The organism is Oleiphilus sp. HI0125, from assembly GCF_001635355.1.
In genome coordinates this window covers 1-707 of record NZ_LWGF01000050.1, presented here as the reverse complement: position 1 = coordinate 707, position 707 = coordinate 1, and the positions used below count along the sequence as shown (strand labels likewise).

Below are 707 nucleotides of genomic sequence, written 5' to 3'. Positions count from 1 at the left end.
TTTGTAAAATGAGATAAATGCGACGCTTTGGAAACCTAGCTAACCATTAGTCAGCGAGGCTTGTCTCATCGTACCAAAATTTGATGGGATGAGTCGTAAACACTTCAGCAACTTCAGGGTTTGTAGGGAGCTCAAATAGCCCCATTGTAGCAATCGCTCTTATGACCGCCTCGTCATATTCGTCGTTTCCAGACGGGGTAATAATATCGGCAGAAGCAATTCGCCCACTTGAATGTAGAAGTATGACTACTTCCCCAAAGTATTTGTTCCCATCCTTTTTCGGCGGATTCAAATTACGTATGACTGCATCAACAAACGTTTTGGCTGATTGAACAAATACCTGTTGCTCAACAGGCTCCAACGCGGCCATTAACTGGCGAGCCTTACGCGTACGATCAGCGACTTGCTCTGCGATATTTTGTGTAGCAACAACCGTTCTATCGAGCGCACGGTCATCAAGTTGCTGCATACTGCCGAATCTCTTAGCCAAAAGGCCGTCCTGTATTTTTTGTAGGTCTTGAGCTGACTTACCTTTAACAAGCTCTGCAAGCTCTTGTGCCTTAAGTGCTTTCTTGGCTTGTTCTGCTTTCTTGGCTTGTTCTGCTTTCTTGGCTTGTTCTGCTTTCTTGGCTTGTTCTGCTTTCTTGGCTTGTTCTGCTTTCTTGGCTTGTTCTGCTTTCTTGGCTTGTTCTGCTTTCTTGGCTTGC

Annotated in this window: 1 protein-coding gene; it reads right to left on the bottom strand. The window is 45.3% G+C overall.

What is annotated here, in order from left to right:
• Positions 1–46 precede the first annotated feature (46 nt).
• Positions 47–707, bottom strand: a 661-nt coding sequence (locus A3762_RS00890) for a TonB C-terminal domain-containing protein (protein ID WP_197468909.1), incomplete at its 5' end; no start/stop codon positions are given.